This is a genomic window from Streptomyces sp. P1-3 (assembly GCF_050613155.1).
GTDB lineage: Bacteria > Actinomycetota > Actinomycetes > Streptomycetales > Streptomycetaceae > Streptomyces.
Map to the genome: position 1 here is coordinate 6994409 of NZ_CP192512.1, position 16133 is coordinate 7010541.

A 16133-nucleotide genomic window follows, 5' to 3' on the forward strand; every position below is an offset into this window, starting at 1 on the left:
GGGCGGGGCGCGGGGGCCCCGGGGAGCGCGGGCGTGGGGTCAGGCGGGCTCCCGGCGTGCCAGCGCGGCGTCGACCAGTTCGCCGATGCGGGCACTGGCGCGGCGGGCTTCCAGGTGCAGACGGCCGATGTTGATCCGCGGTCCGGCCAGTACGGTGACGACGGCCGCCGTCCCCGCCGCATACGTGGCGACGTAGCCCTGCTCGCCCCGGATCAGCAGCTCCCGGAACTCCCCCTGGCCGGTGGCGTCCGTCAGCCGGAGGGCGACGCCGAGTGCCGCCGCGGTCATGGCGGCCACCCCTTCCGCCTCCACGCCCGCCGTCCCCGCCGCCGGGGTGTCCTGGGCGAGGATCAGGCCGTCGACCGTGGCCGTCAGGGCGGCGGTGAGATGCGGGACGCGCACCCGCAGGCGCCGCAGTTCATCGAGCACTTCGGGCTCGGCCGCCAATAGCTGCCTCCTTTCGGAGCGTTGCCTCAGTACGCGCTTCATGACAGCGCGGACGGTGCCGTGCGGACGGACCGTGACATCACAGACGAGCCTCCAGAGCATCACGAAGCCGGTGCAACAGGGCGACGTCCGGGTCGGCGGAGATGCCGGCGACCCAGGCGGGAAGCGTGGGAGCGGGGGGCGGGGCGGCCGCGGGCGGAGTCCGTACCCGCCCGGCGGCGGCCAGCCGCCGTACGTCCAGCAGGGTGTGGAAGGCCGGGCGCCCCAGCAGCCAGGCGATGCCGGTGGCCGTCCGTACGCCGTCCGCCGCGGCGAGTACGGCCCGCTGACGGCACGTCGTGGCCGGACCGCCGGCGGCCGGGACCGCCACCACCGGCGCGGTGTCGACCTCCGGCCGCGGCCAGAGCCTGTCCAGCAGCTCCCTGCGGCGCCGGGCCTCCCGCTCCACGGCCGGGACCGGCACGGGCCGTACGGGGCCGAGCCAGTGGGCCGCGCCGGAGCGGAAGCGGGCCGGTCCGCTGTCCGGGGCCAGGACGAAGAAGGCGGCGTCGAACAGCGCGCCGAGATGGCATATCTCCAACTCGCCGCTGGACATGTGGCCCTTCTCCACCAGATACCGGGCGACCCGCCGCCGGGCCCCCGCCCGGTCGACAGCCTCCCGCCACCCTTCGGTGGGCAGCCGCCCGCCCCGGGTGAGCAGCGCGTCCAGGCCGGGTGCGGCGGGGCTCTCGGCGTGGACGACCGCGCCGTCGGCGAGGTAGAGGGTGCCGGTGTCCCGCAGCAGCGCGCCCGTGGCGCGCTCGGTGGTCAACCGGGCGAGCAGTGTGGAGACCTGGCTCGTCATGCGAGGACCAGGCGCTCGGCCAGGTTCTGCAACCGCAGCCGGGCGAGAGCGAGATTGCCGGTGTCCCGGTCGAGCCACAGATGGAGGAAGACGCTGCTGTCGAAGCAGGTCTCGACGAAGCAGAGCAGGTGGAAGCCGTCGCGTGTGGTGACGATGACGTCCTGGACCGGGAGGCCCTTGCCCGCCTCCGCGGGGGCGAACGCGGTGTGCTCGGCGGCCATCCGGGCGAACTCCGCGGTCTCCACGGCGCCGGCCTCGCCATCGCCGCCCGGACACGCCCCGACCGTGCCGAGCGCGAGCCCGCTGACCCAGTCGATGACGGCCGCGCCGCGCGCACCCGGCAGCGCCATGGCCTCGAGCAGGCACTCGTCGATTCCCGGCACGCGTAACTCCCCTCCCCGCACAGCGCGCTGGTGCGGACGGCATTGCAGTGACCATGACGTTACGCATGGTGCTCGCCGCCCGGTGAGGGTTTTGGCAAGTTCCAACGGAACATGCTCAGAACTGTCTTGAACTCGGCTCTGGACAAGCGGCGGCGGTCAGTGCTCCGTCGCGCACGGGAAGCGAAGTGAGTGGGCGCCGCAAACTGTGTGATGGGTCACACCAGTTGGGCGTCCCAGCGAGGGGCTCAACCGGAGCGCTGTCTCTCACATTGGCCCTGAGCTGCGCTTTCTTCATCCCTGACGGGACGGGACGGGGTTCGGTTCGCCGTCCCGCCCACGGCGTCCGCGGCATCCAGATCATCTCCACAGCTTCTCCTCAGCAAATTCTTGTTATCTGATGATCGCCCCCAGATCTCCCAGGTATCGGACGTCACCCGGGTAGGGCACAGGAAGAGGGGCGCGGAGCGTGAACAGTGAGGTTGGGACGCGGCTCGTCGAAGCCGCGCGGACCGGTGACACCGGCGCGCAGGATCAGCTCGTCGCCACGTACCTGCCGCTGGTCTACAACATCGTCGGCCGTGCCCTGAAGGGACACGCGGACGTCGACGACGTGGTGCAGGAGACGATGATCCGGGCACTCAACGGACTCGACGGGCTGCGCGACCCGGCCTGCTTCCGCTCCTGGCTCGTGTCGATCACGATGAACCAGATACGCGGCCACTGGCAGCAGGAACGCCGCGACGCGCCGATCGGCGGTCTGCACGAGGTCCACGAACTCGCCGCCCCCGAGCCCGACTTCGCCGACATGACGATCGTTCGGCTGGGGCTCGAAGGCCAGCGGAAGGAGGTCGCCGAGGCGACGCGCTGGCTCGACGACGACCAGCGGCAGGTGCTCTCCCTGTGGTGGCTGGAGGCCGCGGGCGAGCTGACCCGCGCCGAGGTCGCCGCCGCCCTCGAACTCCCCCCGCAGCACGCCGCCGTACGCATGCAGCGCACCAAGGAGCAACTGGACACCGCACGGGTCGTGGTCCGCGCCCTCGGCGCCGTGCCCCGCTGCGGTGACCTGGAGCAGCTGATCGGCCTCTGGGACGGGGTCCCCTCGGCGCTGTGGCGCAAGCGCATCGCCCGGCACGCGCGGGGCTGCGCCGGCTGCGCCGACCACTGGTCCACGCTGGCCCCGGCCGAGGGACTGCTCGTCGCACTGGGGCTCGTCCCCGTCGCCGGAGCCCTCCTGCGGTGGCGGGCGAGCGACGCCGCGGCGCCCGGCGCCGCCCCCGTGGGGTACGCCTCGCCCTCGACCGCCGACGCGCCGCCCGGGCATCCCGCCGCCACCCCCGGCGCCGACGCGGCGCCCGGGCACATCGCCGCCACCCCCGCCGACGACGCCCCGCCCGTCCACCCCGCCGACGACCGCGCCATGCCGCACACCGGCCGGCACCGCGCGCACCGCCGTCCGCGGACGGGGGGCAAGGTCGTGGGCGCCGCGGCGCTCGTCATGGCCGTGGGAGGAGCCGCCTTCGTCCTCAACCTTCCCGGGAACAAGGGCGAGCGCGTGGAGAGCGGGACCGCGCGCACCGAGCCGCTCCCCGACCGGCTGCCCTCCGCGACCCCGTCCACCGCCCAGCGGGAGACCGCCGAGCCCACCAGCCGCTCCGACAAGCCCACGCGGCGCCCGGTCACCAAGCCACCGCGCACGGCATCACCCTCCCCGCGCCCCCCGAAGACCGTTCCGGCCACGCCCCCGGCCCGCCCCACGCCGAGCCCGACCCCTCAGGCGACCCGCCCCGCGGACCCCCGAGCGCCCCTCGTACAGCAGGTGACGGCCCTGGTCAACGCCGAGCGGGCGAAGGCCGGATGCGCGCCGGTCCGCCCCAACGACCAGCTGACCACCGCCGCCCAGCGGCACTCGGACGACATGGCGGCGCGCCACTACTTCGACCACACCGAGCCGGACGGCACCGGGCCCGGCGAGCGGATCACCGCCGCCGGATACCGGTGGCAGACCTACGGCGAGAACATCGCCGCCGGCCAGCAGACCCCGCACACCGTCATGGACTCCTGGATGAACAGTCCCGGACACCGGCAGAACATCCTCAACTGCGACGTGACCGAGATCGGAGTCGGCATCACCGACGACTCCGGCGGCCCCCTTTGGACCCAGGTCTTCGCCACCCGCTGAGCAGCCGGCGCGCACCGCCCGCCATCTCCCGTATGCGCCACAGCCACCCGGCCGCCGCGCCCTGCCCAGCCCCCTTCGTGCCCGGCGCCTGCCCGGCACCTCCTCAAGCCATCCCTCCACTCCCATCCCCACACGAGTACAGACGGGATTCCCTCATGGAAACAAGACGCTCGACACACCGGCGCGGCAAAGCCAAGCGCCGTCTGGCGCTGATAGCCACCGCGACGGCGGCCGCCGCCGGAATCGCCGTCGGCGTGGTCACCATCGGCTCGGCCAACACCGACCAGCCGAGCGCCGCGGACCGGCCGACGCCCGGCGTGGAACCGCTCTACGAGACGCCGCCGGAGCCGCTCACCGAGGTCCCGGAGAGCAACGAGCGGCGCGGCATGGTCTACGAGGGGCTCAAGCCCGCCCCCGAGGGCGACCCCTGCGTCGGTGTCTACGTCGTCTCCCAGGCGAGCTCCAAGGCGAAGCTGTGCACGCACGGCCCGGACGCCCCGCCCAAGGGCGTCGACATCAGCAAGGACGCCCCGCCCGCGGTGCGGCAGACCGCCCCGGCCCCGGCGCTGAAGGGCGGCACGAGCGGCACCCCGGAGGCCTCCGACGTACTGCGCGGCGGCCTGCCGGCGCTCGACGCGCGCACCGGTGAGGCGGAGCGGCCCGGCGCGGCGGCCCCCGGCTCGGCCACCGGCGCCAAGGCCGACGCCGGCTCCAAGGTGGTCTGCGAGGGCGACGGCTCCTCGGGCAACCGCGTCCAGGCGCTCTACGTGCACGGCCCCGGAAACAGCCGATTCGCGCAGTACGTGGCCTCGTTCAAGAAGTGGGCGGCCGAGGCCGACGTCATCTACAACGAGAGCGCCAAGGAGACCGGCGGCAACCGCCACATCCGGTTCGTCACCGACTCCGACTGCACGGCCAACGTCCTGGACGTCGAGGTCTCGTCCGGCGCCCTGAACGAGTTCGGCTCGACCAACAACGCGCTGGCCGCCAAGGGCTTCAACCGCCGCGACCGCAAGTACATGATCTTCGCGGACACCAATGTCTACTGCGGCATCGGCTCCTTCAACGGCGACGAGCGCCCCGGGCAGGAGAACCTCAGCAACTTCGGCCCCTCCTACGGACGTACGGACGCCGGCTGCTGGGGCGGCTCCACCCCCGCCCACGAACTGGGCCACAACCTCGGTGCCGTCAACAACAGCGCCCCGAACACCAGCGGCGGCGGCCACTGCGTGGACGAGTGGGACATCATGTGCTACTCGGATTCGCCGAACTACCCGCAGATGAAGACCGTGTGCCCCGACCGCGCAGCTGACGCGCGGCTCGACTGCCGCCACGACGACTACTTCAACACCGCGCCCAAGCCCGGCAGTTACCTGGCCACCCACTGGAACATCGCCAACAACCGCTTCCTGATAGCCGGCGGCGGTGGCGACACCGAGCCCGACCCGAACCCGACCAGCACACCCACCCCGACGCCGTCCCCGACGTCCACCCCCGACCCGGGCACCGGCCCCGCCGCCAAGGTCACCCAGATCACCGCCAACTCGGCCGTGGTCAGCTGGACCAAGGTGCCCTCCGCCGCGGGCTACACCGTTTTCCTGAACGGCAGCAAGCTCGCCGACGTGAGCGACACTGCGATCCGCGTCGTCCGGCTGACCCCCGACACCTCGTACAAGATCGCCGTCGCCACGCGTGACTCCGGCGGCAAGACCTCGCAGCCGGGCCCCGCCAGCACCTTCCGCACCCTCGTCGCCTCCGACGGCGACACGCCCACCCGGCCGGGCACGAAGTACGTGATGGTCAACTCCCTCACCGGGCAGGCCGCCGACATGTGGGGCGGCTCCACGCAGAACGGCACGGTCGCCATCGCCTACCAGCGCCACGGCTACGCCAACCAGCAGTGGACCTTCAAGGACGCCGGCGGCGGCGCCGTGAACGTCACGTCGGCGGCGTCCGGCAAGTGCCTGCAGTTCTCCTCCGACGCCGCGGGCGCGTACGTCGCCCAGCAGCCGTGCAGCGGCGCCGCGTCCCAGAAGTGGCGCCTGAAGAGCGCCGGGGACGGCTCGCACGTGCTCCAGCCGCAGGGCTCCTCGCTCGTCCTGGGCGTCAGCAAGCGCTGGTACTACGGCGGCTGGCTGCTCGAACTGCAGAAGCAGAACGACGAGGGCTACCAGAAGTGGACCCTTCAGCGCGCCTCCTGACCGTCCCGCGGCGCTCTCCCGACCGCTGACGGCCGGCTGATCCGGGCCGGCGGCTGCCCACCCCCCAGCCGCCGGCCCACCGGCCGCTCCCCCCTCAGCCTCATGACCCTCACCCCTCACCCCTCTCACCCCCCACCGCTCTCACCCCCCCCATTGCCAGGAGCACCCGTGCGACACTCCCGTTCCCTCCGCCACGCGCCGGTCGCCGTCCTCGCCGCGCTGCTCGTCGCCGGCCCGGCCCCGTCGGCCGTCGCGCACGGCGACACCATCGCCTTCGACATCGTCACCACGCAGCCCGCCGACGGCCATATCCGCACCGTCGCGACCTGGGAGAACGACAACGACCCGGTGACCGAATCCATCGCGGGGACGCTGTCCGCCGTCGATGTGAACGGGCGCTCCCTCGGCCCGTGGAAGCTCGTCCCCGTCGACGGTGCGAAGGCCACCTACACCACCCGCCAGGTGCTGCCACCCGGCCGCTGGAAGGTGACCGTGGACTGCGGCTTCCCCGATCTGGGCCACGGCGAGGCCACCGTCGACGTACCCGCCGCCGGCACCAAGCCCACCGGCGCCCCCACCAGCGCGCCCGCGGACCCGCCGACGGACCGGCCCGCCGCCGAGCCGTCGCCCAAGTCCGCCGACGGCCACTCGTCCGACACGTCGTCGTCCGCGCCCATCTGGGCCGGGGTGGCTGCCGCCGCCGCGCTGGCCGGCGGTGCCGCGTTCCTGGTCGCCCGGCGCCGCCGCGCCGGGCGGTGATCAGCGGGCCGCGTCGCGCCGCGACAGCGGCTCTCGGCCGGGGACGCGGTCATGCTCCGCTCGGGGGAGTCGCCGCGTCCGCCGGCTCCAGAGGTTGCGGACGGGCCGCCCGGCCGTCCAGCCAGCGGCGCAGCGCGGTGCGGTCCACCTTGCCGTTCGCGTTCACCGGCATGGTCTCGACGGCGTGCACCGACGTGGGCACCATGTACGGCGGCAGGCTGTCCGCGGACGCCTCGGCCACGGCGGTCGGATCCGCCGCACCGGACAGTACGGCGGTGATCGTCCCCGGGTCCGGCCACATCAGGCACACCGCCTCCACCGCTCCGGACCGGCGCAGCACCGCTTCGATCTCACCCAGCTCGATCCGGTAGCCGTCGATCTTGACCTGCTGGTCGTTGCGGCCGATACAGACCAACTGGCCGTGGTGCGTACGTACCAGGTCGCCCGTGCGGTAGTACGTCCTGCCATCGCGTTCGAAGAAGCGCTCAGCGGTCAGCTCGGGCGCCTGCCAGTAGCCGGGCGTGGTCTGGGGGCCGGCCACGCACAGCTCACCGGTGGCCCCGTCCGTGACCGGAGCCAGGTCCTCGTCCACGATCAGCGTATGCAGTCCGGGGTACGGCCGCCCGATCGGCACGTTGTCGTGCACGCACTGCTCCGGACTCGTCTCCGGGTCCCAGCGGTAGGCCGTGCAGGCGATGGTCAGCTCGGTCGGGCCGTACAGGTTCTCCACGGTCGATCCGGGAGCGGCGGCCCGCCAGGCCTCGGCGGTGGCCCTGGGCAGCGCCTCGCCGCAGAACAGGCTCCAGCGCAGGGTGGGCATCGATCCGGGCGTGAGCACGCCCTGCTTGCGCAGCACCGCGGCCACCGACGGCACCGAGAACCAGACGGTGATTCCATTGCGCTCCAGGTACGGGAAGGGCGCCAGCAGCTCCAGGGGGTCCATCGCGCAGACCCGCGCCCCGTTCTCCCAGGCCATGAAGAGGTCGAAGACCGACAGGTCGAAGGTCTGGTCGCCGATCTGCGTAAGCCGGTCGTCGGCTGTCAGCCGATAGCGGTCCTGATTCGCGTCGAGAAACCAGCGGACGTTGGAGTGGGTGATGGGGACGCCCTTGGGCTCACCGGTGCTGCCCGAGGTGAACAGCAGATACGCCAGGTCGTCGTGGCCGACCTCGGGCAGCTGCTCCAGCGGCGCGGCGGCCGCGAGATGGGCCGCGTCCAGCACCGGGCCGTCGCCGAGGTCCGGTACATCGGCGCGCGGGCTGCCGGGCAGCAGCACGGCCGGCCGCCGCGGCAGGCCCCGCAGCAGGTCGGGCAGTTGGGGCAGCGACTCCTCGTCGACGATCAGCGCGTCGACCCCGGACAGCGCCAGCATGGTCCGGGTCCGACGTACGGGGAGATTCCGGTTCAGCGGGACGAAGGCCGCTCCGGCGAACAGCGCCGCGGCCACCCCCAGGTACGCGGCCTCACTGCGAGAGGCCAGGACACCGACCCGCCGCGGCCGGGGTCCCGCTGCCTCGACGACCGAGGCCGCCCACCGCCGGGCGGTGTGCGCGACCTCCTGGTAGGTGTACTCGCGCCGGCCGATGGTCAGCGCGATGCGGTCGGGAGAAGTGTCCGCGTGGTGCAGGAGTCCGACGCCCAAGGGGCGGTTCAGCGCCGTGACCATCTCAGCTCCGTGGCAGCGGGGTGGCCCAGGACCTGGTGGGGGGCCGGCGGCGGTGGACGGGGAGAACGCGGCGGCGGCCGCCGGGTGCCGGCGGAGGTACCACGCCGCGGGGCCGGGGAGAGTCGCTCATGCCTCCACCCTGCCGACTCCGGGCGCTCGGCGCCTGCTGGCGGGTGCGGTCAGGGGATGCCGCCCGCTGAGCGCGGGTCCCACAAGCTGCGGGCCCCGGCCATCCGTGCGCGGGTCCCAAGCAGCCGGGCCCCGGCCATCCGTGACGGGTCGTGGCCGGCGGGACGGGGCGACCGCCAGACGGGTCGGTTCGCGGTGGAACGGTGACCTGCGGGTGACACGGCTGGTTCAGCTGGGCGTCACCGGGTGTTCGAGGAGTTCGTCCGGTCCGTCGAAGCCGCAGCGCTGGTACAGCGGAGCGCTTCGCTCCGACGGCCACACGATCAACGTGTCCAGCTGGTGGTCATGCGCATAGCGGGTCACCTCATCGAGGAGGGCCCTGCCCAGGCCACGGTTGCGCTGCTCCGGGGTGACATAGAAGTTCGTCACATATCCGAACGTCTCGGATTGTGGGCAAGGGCTCGGGACCTTCTCCACGAGGCACACGAACACGTGGCCGCAAGGCCGGCCCCCGACTTCCGCGAGCCAGACCAGCCACGGCCCGGTCATCCGGGTGCGCAGCCACTCCTCGCACCCGGCGACGAACTCCTTCTCACCCTGGGGGACTCCGTCGCCTTCGTCCTCCACCTTGAACTGCCAGCGCAGGGCCGCCAGGGCAGGAGCGTCAACAAGCTCGGCCCGACGGACAACGAAGTCATTCATGGCCGCACTCTCGCAGACCGGTTCGTCCGAACGAAACCGCTTTTCTCGCAGCTGCCGGCGCGATCGGGAACTGACGAACAAGCGGCTCAGCCGGCAGGTCGCTCGTACTGGCGGCAGTGGCCGGGGAAGGCGGTCTGGACGCGTGCGGTGACGACGGCGAGGGCGGCGCTGGCGGCGGTGGCGTCGGGGTCGGATCCGAGCTGCAGGGCGAGGCCCTCGGCCAGGCTGTGGAGTTCCAGGGCGGTGAGGGCCGGATCGGTGTCGTGGGGGACCTCGCCGCACTCCTTTCCGTTCTGGATGGCTGTGGCGAGCATCGAGCGGATGAGCCGTCCGGTCTCGGCGTGGGCGCGCGCGAGGCGCGGGTTGTCGACGGTGCGGCCCACGAACGCCAGGGCCACTCGGTGCGCCGAGCGGCGGCGGGGGTCCGCCGGGAGCCACTCGGCCAGTCCTTCGGCGACCACGTCGCGGATCGGCAGCTGCTGGCGAGCGGCGCGGTCCCGGAGCGCCGAGACCCGGTCGAGGGTCTTCTGCACGACGCGTTCGTGGGTGAACAGCAGCATCTCGTCCTTGGTCGGGAAGTAGTGCTGTACGTGGCCGACGGAGACGCCTGCCGTGGCGGCGGTGCGCGCCATGGTGACCCGGTCGAGGCCCTGTTCGGTGATCAGCGCCTGTACGGCGTCGGCGATCTGGACGCGCCTGGCTTGATGATCGACGACCTTCGGCATGCCGTCAGGGTATCCGCCGGCGGGGCTTGCGGAACTCTTTAACCATATGCTCGTATGGTAAAAACGAAGAGGCACGGACCGGGGGGTGGCTGCGGACATGGCAGCGTTAGCAAGGGCACCATGGCGCCGATGGCGCGCAGGGCTGGGGAAGTTGGCGCGGGCGGTGCTCGCGGCAGGTGCGGTGGCGGGCCTCGCGACACCCGCCGCGGCGGCCGAGGGCGCGGGGCCGCGAGCCGCGGCGCCGACGGGTGCGGCGTCGCACGCCACGGCCGCCGACACGGGGCGCTGGCCGGAGTTGGACGCGTTCGTCCGCGGCAGGCTCGGGGCGACGGACACGCCGGGTGCCGCGTTCGCCGTGATCGAGGACGGTCGTGTCGTGCACCAGCGGGGCTTCGGCGAGGACGGCCGGGGCCGGGCCGTCACGCCGGACACGCCCTTCCTCTGGGGCTCGGTGTCCAAGCCGATCACCGGCCTTGCCGTGATGCAACTGGTGGAGGCGGGCCGCGTGGACCTCGACACGCCGGTGCGGACGTACCTGCCCTGGTTCGGGCTCGCCGACCCGGACGCATCCGGCCGCATCACGGTCCGGCACCTGCTCACCCACACCAGCGGCATTCCCACCTCCGCCTCCGGCGAGATCGGGGACCGCTACGACAACGCTCCGGGCGCCCTCGCCGACGCGGCCCGCGATCTCACGCGGATCGCTCCGGCCGCCGCGCCCGGCGACTCCTTCGCCTACTCCAGCGCCGGATACGCCGTACTCGGCGCGCTGGTCGAGGCGGTCTCCGGACGGCCGTTCGGGACCTACCTGCACGAGAGGATCCTCGACCCGCTCGGCATGGAGCACGCCGTCGCCACCGAACGGGACTTCGAACGTGAGCGGGTGGCGCCCGGTCACCGCTTCGTCTTCGGCTCCCCTGTGCGGTTCGACGCGCCCTACGACACCTCGGGCGTCCCCTTCGGCCATGTGGGCGGCACCCTGCGGGACCTGACCCGGTTCGTCCGCGCCGAACTCGACGGCGGCCGGCTCGACGGCCGGCGGGTGCTCTCGGCGAAGGGTACGGCCGACACCCAGCGCGGGCACGTCGACAGCAGCGTCGACCGCTACGGCCTCGGCTGGTCGGTCGGCACGCTCAAGGGCACGGGTGAGCGCATGGTCTGGCACGACGGAGCACTGCCCGGCCACCACGCCATGGTCGTCATGCTGCCCGACAGCGGCCGAGCCGTGATCGTCCTGCAGAACGCCTACCACCTGCTGCGGGCCAAGGAGTTCGGTGACGCGGCGTTCGGGGCGGCCCGAATGCTGTCCGGCGTGGCCCCCGGCACCACGTCGGCCGACCCGTTCGCCATCGTCCTGCCGTGGGCCACGGCAGGTCTCGCCGCGGTGCTTCTCCTGTGCCTGGCCGCTCCCGCCCTGCGCTGCCTGCCCGGACGGCGCGCGGCGGTTCGCTCTCGCTCCCGCCGCCGGATCGTGCTGACCGCCATCGCGTCGGTCACCGCCGCGCTGACCCTCGCGGCACTCCTGTGGTGGGTACTGCCCTCGGCCCTCGGCGGCACGATCTCGATGGCGCTGCTGTGGCTGCCCGATGTGGGGTGGGGCGTGGTGGCCGCTGTCGTGCTCGCGTCGGCGCTCGCGGTGGAGCGCGCGGTCCTCGCCGTGGTGGACCTGCGGCGGCGGGGCACCGGAGGGTCATGCGACGCTGCCGAGCGGGAACCGGCCGAAGGCGACATCGTGCTGGGGCGGGGCTGCCTCGAAGCGCCTTCAACACGCTGAGCGGCCATACGTACCGGAATGGCCTCGGCCTCGTGCCGACGGGCTACTCCAACGCGCGTCCCGGCGTGGCCGCGCCGTCTCCGCCCTCCCGCCGGTGCTGGACGGCGGTGGCGACGAGGTGGTCTCCGAACCGGACGAGCGAGGCGATCCTGGCCGCTCGTACGTGACGCATGAGGCGCAGTACCGAGACGGCGTTGTCCGTGGTCGCCGGTGGCTGGATCAGTGACCGCTCGGCCCCCACCACCGGCTCCACGAGGCATACGTGGCGCTCTGCCTCGATGAGGTCGGCCTCCAGGAGAGCCTCCCGGGCGAAGGCGAGGTCCGGTTCGCGCGGAGCGAGGTCCTCGATCGCGTCGGGCAGGGCCTCGACCAGTTCGCCGATCGCGTCGCGGTACTCGCGGTACTCCACGTGCATGCCTCCGCTGAGGGGCACCGGCACCACGGTCGGGACCATCGTGGGGCGAACGGTCGTGTTGTAGAAGTCGGAAGGCAGGGCCGCGGCATGTGCCCGGGCGGCGGCGAACCCCTGGACGTAGACGGTGGTGCGGTCGATCCGCGCGATGGCCTCGCGTACCGCGCCGCCGCGTAGCCGCTCGACGGCCTGTCTCAGCGTGATCGTCGCGTAGACGTTGAACAGGACGTGCACATGATGGCCGGTGATCCAGCGGGAGAGCCACATCTCCTCCTGCCACCGAGGCCCCGTCCCGGGCGCGGCGGGAGCCGACTCGCCGCTCTCGCCGCTCCGATCCCCGGTGCCCTGCGGACTCTCCTCGCTTCCCGCGAGGTCCACCACCACCTGCCGCATCGCGGCGGTCTCCCGGACGATGTCGCTCCCGGAGAGCGGCACTTCGCACAGGTCCGCGAGTCCCCGGTGGATCACCTGAGCGGCTTGGTGGGCGGCCTGCCCGGCGGTGAGCGCGGCCGTACGCACCCGGAAGTAGCCCTGTACCGGAGACCTGACCGGCAGCCCGTCCGTGTCGGTGAGGGCGTCTGCCGCAGGCAGCGCCCGGACAAGCCCGGCGGCCGCGCGGGCGGCCGCCCGCAGCCCCGAGGCGCGCAGTGCGGCTGTGCCGAACGCCGGGACGGCGGCGAGCACGGCGGCCAGTCGCCCGGCCTCGGCGCGTGCTCCGGCGCCCAGACAGGGCATGGGGTGCGGCCGCGTGGCGTCGGGGAACACGGTGACCGGAGGCAGGGCGTACGCGGATGCTTGCTCTCCCATGCGGCTGACCTCCTGTTGTCCTATGCCTTCCGTGCCGTCCCCACGCCCTTCCGTGCCCTGGTAGCCACCCGAACACGGTGATCGGACCCTCCGGCCGGCGCAACACCGCCACTTGTGGAGGGGCCGTTTCCCGCCAGCCGGGTCGGCCGGGCAACGGTGGACACCATGGCTACTTCGGCCCCGGCGGCGAGGGCTGTGTCCGCCTCACCGTGTGTGCCGATCCGATGTGATCCGCGAGGCCGTACGGCGCATCACCGCGATCGCATGGTGAGTTCGGCTTGAACGCACCGCTTCCTCGGCATGGCGGTCCGGGCTCTGTCCGGCCGGACCGTGCCCTCAGCGGCGCGGCGGACATCAGGGCGTCGGAGCCGACCCGGTCCCGAAGGCTCCCGCGCGGGCGGCCTGGTAGGCGGCTTCGGCGCTGGTCCGTACCAGTCGGGCGTCGATGGGGCCGCGCATGACGAGCATCCGGTAGTAGAAGGGTGCGCTCAGTGCGGCGATGACCTCGGTGGCGTCGGTGTCCGGAGCGAGTTCGCCGCGCTCGACCGCGTGCCGCACGATCCGCGTGACGTGCTCGGTGCGGGCGGCGAACGCGCCACGGACGATCTCTGCCACACGTGCGTCGCGGGCGGCGGCCGCGACGATCCCCTCGATGAGGTTGCGGTTGCGCAACGTGGCGTGGAAATCGGCGATCGCCTGGGCCAGTTCGCGCAGGTCCCGCAGGAGGTCGCCGCTGTCGGGGGTCGGGATGGCCGTGCTGTGCTGGGCCAGCAGGTCGACGACGACGCCCTCCACGGTGCGCCAGCGCCGCCGGATCGTCGACACGTGGACCCCGGAGCGCTTGGCGAGCCTGTCCAGGGTGAGCGCTCCGTACTCGTCGGCGTCGAGTTCCTCGAGGGCCGCGGCCAGCACGGCCGCCCGAGTGCGGGCCGTGCGCCCGCCAGGGCGAGCCGTGCCATGGGGTGGGCGCTCTGTCATGGCTCCTGTGGCGCGTGGTGACTGGGTGACTGGCTGGATGACTGGCTGAGTCTACGGCCGCTCTCCAGCTCATGTACACCAGATCTTCACGTTGTGCCCGCGTGATGTCGGCGGGTCCGGCCCCCGGAAGGCGATTGGGCGGGGCACCGCCTTGATCACCGATACATCGAAGGATGTACGGATCTTTCATCAGAGGTCATGAGGCCTGTGGCGGATCGGGTGGCGAGGATGGCGGAAGTCAGCGCACCTGGGCCTGCATCGCGGCCAGGGAACCACCCGCGCTCGAAGGGGTTACATGACCGAGCATCACCGTGGCACGCCCGCGCCCTCTCACTCCAGGGCCTTGGGTCAGGCCCTGATCGGCGGCCTCATCATGGCCACGGCGCTGGGCGTCGGTACAACGCTGGGCTCGGTGGTCGCCGACGCCGCCGGAGCCACCGGTTGGGCGGCCCGGCTGATACCGGCGGTGCTTGTCAGCGCCCTGGCCCTTCCGCTCGTCTTCGTCGCCGCGTGCCGGGGCCGCCGCTCGCCGGCGCCGCTCGGGTTCGGCAGCGCGGGTGCGAGCCTGCGCGCCCTCCTGACGGGCGTGGGCGTGACGGCGGCAGCGGCGGCGCTCGTCCTCGGCGCGGGCACGGCCGCGGGCATGCTGCGCTGGTCGACCCCCGACCCCGTCGCCCTCACCGGGTTCGTCGTCTCGAACGGGGCGGTCGCCTTCCTGCTCGAGGCGCTGCCGGAGGAGACGACGCTGCGCGGCCACGCCTGGACCTCGCTGCGCGAGCGGTTCGGCGGCACGGGCGCGGCGCTCGGCACGACGGCGGTGTTCCTGCTGGTGCCGGGGGCCTCGACGGTGGTGGAGGCCGGGACCGCGCACCTGGTCGGAGCCGAGCCCGCGCGAATCGGGATCTCGCCGGAGGGGCAGCACCCGGCCGACTACCTGATGCTCCTGACGGTCTTCGGCCTGACTCTCGTCGCGGCCCGGACGGCGGTGGGCCGGGCTCCGCTGTGGGTCGCCATCGGTACTCATCTGACCTTTCTGACGGTCAACCGGATCGTGCTGGAGGGCGACCGGCGTGACGCGGGCTGGTCCGCGGACCAGACGGCACCGGACGCGGTCCTGCTCGTCCCCGCGTACCTGCTGGTCGCCGCTGCCGGATTCGCGGTGTGCCGACGGGTGGGGCGGCGGCGTGGAGACGAGGCCCGCCCGCCGACGGCATCACCTGCTCCCCCCACCGATGCGCGCAGGGCGTTGATTGGGCGGTAAATCGGGCGCAAGCTGGCCATATGGGTGCTCAGCAGGGTCCCACGCTCATCACTTCCGTGCAGCGAGCCTTCCGCTTGATGGAGGCCGTGAGCGCACACGAAGGCGGTGCGCCCGCGAAGCAGCTGGCACGCGAGGCGGGGCTGTCGCTTGCCACCGCCTACCACCTGCTGCGGACTCTGGCCCACGACGGGTACGTCCGAAAGCTGGATGACGGCGGGTACGTCATCGGTGACAAGCTGCACGTGCTGCACGCCGGAAGCCGTGGACAGGCGCTGCTCACCCGTATCCGCCCCACGCTGGCCGCCCTGCGGGACGAGCTGTCGGTCGCCACGTACCTGACCTTCTACGAGGAGGGGGAGATCCGGGTCGCCGAGATCGTCGACGGCCCCCGGGCGCCACGCGTCGACCTGTGGGTGGGATTCGAGGACGCCGGGCACGCGACGGCGCTGGGCAAGTGCGTGCTGCGCGAGCTGGACGACGAGGCCCGCAACGACTACCTCTCCCGGCACCATCTCGCCGACCTCACGCCCCGCACGATCACCCGGCGTTCCGAACTTCTCCGGCGGCTCGACTCGCCGCCCCTCGCCCCGGCGGTCCTGGACCTGGAGGAGTACGCCCTCGGCACGGTGTGCGTCGCGGTGCCCGTGTACAGCGAGGGCAGGCCCGGCGCGCTCGGTGTCTCCCTTCGGGCCGACCAGCGCTCCCGTATCGAGCAGGTCCAAGCGCGGCTGATACCGGCGGCGACCCGCGTGACCAGGAGCCTCTCGCTCACTATCTGAAATCCCTGTCCTTGTGGCTCCCGCACTGGCGCGTGTTCCCTGGATGAAGCACACGTTCAGGCGGATACGCGGCGTAAGCGGCGAAGA

General features: G+C 72.8%; 14 protein-coding genes. 6 read left to right on the plus strand and 8 right to left on the minus strand.

All coding sequences use genetic code 11. The annotated features are described in order from the left end of the window. Window positions 1–39 precede the first annotated feature (39 nt). The 3 genes from ACQUSR_RS29855 to ACQUSR_RS29865 are packed head-to-tail and all read right to left on the minus strand — an operon-like array spanning window position 40 to window position 1674. Window positions 40–489, minus strand: coding sequence for a roadblock/LC7 domain-containing protein (locus tag ACQUSR_RS29855; protein WP_431045848.1), 450 nt, complete (start codon window positions 487–489; stop codon window positions 40–42). Window positions 490–526: 37 nt separating this feature from the next. Next, on the minus strand, window positions 527–1291 hold the full coding sequence (locus ACQUSR_RS29860; protein ID WP_431045850.1) for a transcriptional regulator: 765 nt from the start codon (window positions 1289–1291) through the stop codon (window positions 527–529). Continuing rightward, the gene (locus tag ACQUSR_RS29865) at window positions 1288–1674 is read right to left on the minus strand and encodes a hypothetical protein (RefSeq protein WP_431045851.1); all 387 of its coding nucleotides are present in this window, start codon (window positions 1672–1674) and stop codon (window positions 1288–1290) included. Before ACQUSR_RS29865 ends, ACQUSR_RS29860 begins: the two co-directional genes overlap by 4 nt. A gap of 466 nt (window positions 1675–2140) precedes the next feature. On the opposite strand from ACQUSR_RS29865, the gene ACQUSR_RS29870 reads away from it, so the two are divergent. The 3 genes from ACQUSR_RS29870 (at window position 2141) to ACQUSR_RS29880 (ending at window position 6813) form a co-directional block, all read left to right on the plus strand. Beyond that, entirely contained in the window at window positions 2141–3853 is a 1713-nt protein-coding gene (locus ACQUSR_RS29870; protein ID WP_431045853.1) for a sigma-70 family RNA polymerase sigma factor, read from the plus strand. 155 nt (window positions 3854–4008) lie between these two features. Next, the gene (locus tag ACQUSR_RS29875) at window positions 4009–6054 is read left to right on the plus strand and encodes an RICIN domain-containing protein (protein WP_431045855.1); all 2046 of its coding nucleotides are present in this window, start codon (window positions 4009–4011) and stop codon (window positions 6052–6054) included. 168 nt (window positions 6055–6222) lie between these two features. Further along, window positions 6223–6813, plus strand: coding sequence for an LPXTG cell wall anchor domain-containing protein (locus ACQUSR_RS29880; protein ID WP_431045857.1), 591 nt, complete (start codon window positions 6223–6225; stop codon window positions 6811–6813). Window positions 6814–6862: 49 nt separating this feature from the next. Here the strand turns inward: ACQUSR_RS29880 and ACQUSR_RS29885 are convergent, their stop codons facing one another. The 3 genes from ACQUSR_RS29885 to ACQUSR_RS29895 form a co-directional block, all read right to left on the minus strand. Beyond that, a complete protein-coding gene (locus ACQUSR_RS29885; RefSeq protein ID WP_431045859.1) occupies window positions 6863–8479 on the minus strand; it encodes an amino acid adenylation domain-containing protein in 1617 nt (538 codons plus the stop codon). Window positions 8480–8836: 357 nt separating this feature from the next. After that, complete coding sequence (locus tag ACQUSR_RS29890) at window positions 8837–9310, minus strand: GNAT family N-acetyltransferase (protein WP_431045861.1); 474 nt, start codon at window positions 9308–9310, stop codon at window positions 8837–8839. Window positions 9311–9396: 86 nt separating this feature from the next. Beyond that, window positions 9397–10035, minus strand: a complete 639-nt coding sequence (locus ACQUSR_RS29895; RefSeq protein ID WP_431045863.1) for a TetR/AcrR family transcriptional regulator — start codon at window positions 10033–10035, stop codon at window positions 9397–9399. 97 nt (window positions 10036–10132) lie between these two features. Here ACQUSR_RS29895 and ACQUSR_RS29900 point away from each other — a divergent pair, with 97 nt between their 5' ends. Continuing rightward, the gene (locus ACQUSR_RS29900; RefSeq protein WP_431045865.1) at window positions 10133–11809 is read left to right on the plus strand and encodes a serine hydrolase domain-containing protein; all 1677 of its coding nucleotides are present in this window, start codon (window positions 10133–10135) and stop codon (window positions 11807–11809) included. 43 nt (window positions 11810–11852) lie between these two features. Here the strand turns inward: ACQUSR_RS29900 and ACQUSR_RS29905 are convergent, their stop codons facing one another. Next, a complete protein-coding gene (locus ACQUSR_RS29905; protein ID WP_431045867.1) occupies window positions 11853–13028 on the minus strand; it encodes a hypothetical protein in 1176 nt (391 codons plus the stop codon). A gap of 354 nt (window positions 13029–13382) precedes the next feature. After that, the gene (locus tag ACQUSR_RS29910; RefSeq protein ID WP_431045869.1) at window positions 13383–14006 is read right to left on the minus strand and encodes a TetR-like C-terminal domain-containing protein; all 624 of its coding nucleotides are present in this window, start codon (window positions 14004–14006) and stop codon (window positions 13383–13385) included. 295 nt (window positions 14007–14301) lie between these two features. On the opposite strand from ACQUSR_RS29910, the gene ACQUSR_RS29915 reads away from it, so the two are divergent. Continuing rightward, a complete protein-coding gene (locus tag ACQUSR_RS29915; protein ID WP_431045871.1) occupies window positions 14302–15267 on the plus strand; it encodes a CPBP family glutamic-type intramembrane protease in 966 nt (321 codons plus the stop codon). Between the two features lie 20 nt (window positions 15268–15287). Beyond that, window positions 15288–16046, plus strand: a complete 759-nt coding sequence (locus tag ACQUSR_RS29920; RefSeq protein WP_431045873.1) for an IclR family transcriptional regulator — start codon at window positions 15288–15290, stop codon at window positions 16044–16046. Window positions 16047–16133: the final 87 nt, after the last annotated feature.